We start from the raw sequence: 1,466 nt of genomic DNA, 5'->3' as shown, positions 1-1,466 counted from the left end.
GGCCCACTGGCCTTGCATGGTTTTAAAATAATCCCATAAATTCAAAAAATAGTATTTACACACCAAAAAAAAACTCCTATTGTAGAAGTTGTTGACCTTGTTTCGTTCCCTAAACAAACAAGTCTTCTACAAAGGAGTTTCTTAAATTGACAAAACAAATTATAGGACAGAAAAAGCTTATTTGTCAATGTCTCTCCATTCTTCCGATGGAGGATTTTGAGTGTCCACTGTTAGATTACGGTAAGAAACTAACGACTAAGTCGCTATTAAAAATTTTCGTTGCTGCACAACTTGATCAATGGAGCTCATATAGTCATATGGAGGAAAAGCTACGAGCTTATCCTGACCTCCGTAAGGAGGTCGATATAAAAAACATAAGTGGCTCACAATTAAGCCGTCGTATCAATGAATTTCCAACAGAAATGATTCAAAAAATGTTTGTAAAAGTAGCGAGTAAAATTCGTCTGCTGACACAAGAATTCAAAGGCATCTCTAAGGGCATCGGTCGCCTAAATATCGTGGATTCCACTGAAATTAGATTACCAGAAAACCTATGTGATTGGGCATTTATTTCAAAGGGACACAACGCTGTCAAGATGCATACTCGACTAGTTGTAGTCTCAAAAGAAGTTTCCTTTCCTGATAAAATAGTGCCCTCAACGGGCACTGTGAGTGACTTTGAAAGTTCAGAATTCATTATTGAGGAAGATGAAGCCACATATGTAATGGATAGAGGATATCCATCAAAAAAGAACTTAACAGATTGGTTAGATAAGAATATTTCATTTGTAACACGAATAACTAAAAATTTGGTCCTCTATTCATTAGAAGAATATGAGCCGACTCATCCATCCATAAAAAGAGATGCTCTTGTAAACTTTGGAATTTCCAACATACCGGTTCGTTACATTGAATTTGTGGATGAAAAAGAGAGAATCTATCGGATATTGACCACACGTTTCGATCTAACTGACCAACAAATCTTAGAAATCTATAAGAATCGTTGGCTCATCGAGTTATTCTTTAAATGGATTAAAGGACATCTAAAATTGACGAAAATTTGGAGCACAAAACCACAAGGTATCTGGAATCAAATGTTTTTAGCACTTATCGCGTTAGGCATTTCACTTATAATTAAGCTTCAAACAAGGTCAACCAAAACTCCTTGGGAGTTCTTTCGTATCCTACAGACGTATTTATATTTGCCTGGTAGAAGGATATATAATGAGCTAAATAGGAAGAAAAAGAGATCAAAAGGAAGACAAAAAATCCCGATACCAATTGAAAAAGATAAACCGTTGTTTGGAAATGTTGCTTTGGTAAAAAAAAGAAAAAACTAAAAAGGTAAAAAAAGGGAACGAGGTCAAATTATCACCTTATTCCCTTTTTTGATTCTCTGCTTCAAAAATAGATGTAAAATTATTGAAATAATTCAATTTTTATACTTCTATGCAAGGCCAGTGGGT

At 34.9% G+C, this 1,466-nt stretch carries 1 protein-coding gene; it reads left to right on the top strand.

Going from position 1 to position 1,466, the window contains the following annotated elements; all coding sequences use genetic code 11:
• Positions 1 to 146: 146 nt before the first annotated feature.
• Entirely contained in the window at positions 147 to 1,340 is a 1,194-nt protein-coding gene (locus TY15_RS22965; protein WP_040205712.1) for an IS4 family transposase, read from the top strand.
• The last annotated feature ends 126 nt before the right edge of the window (positions 1,341 to 1,466 follow it).

This window comes from Neobacillus jeddahensis, from assembly GCF_000612625.1.
In the GTDB taxonomy this organism is placed as follows: Bacteria; Bacillota; Bacilli; order Bacillales; family Cytobacillaceae; genus Neobacillus; species Neobacillus jeddahensis.
This window is presented reverse-complemented; position numbering and strand designations above follow the sequence as displayed.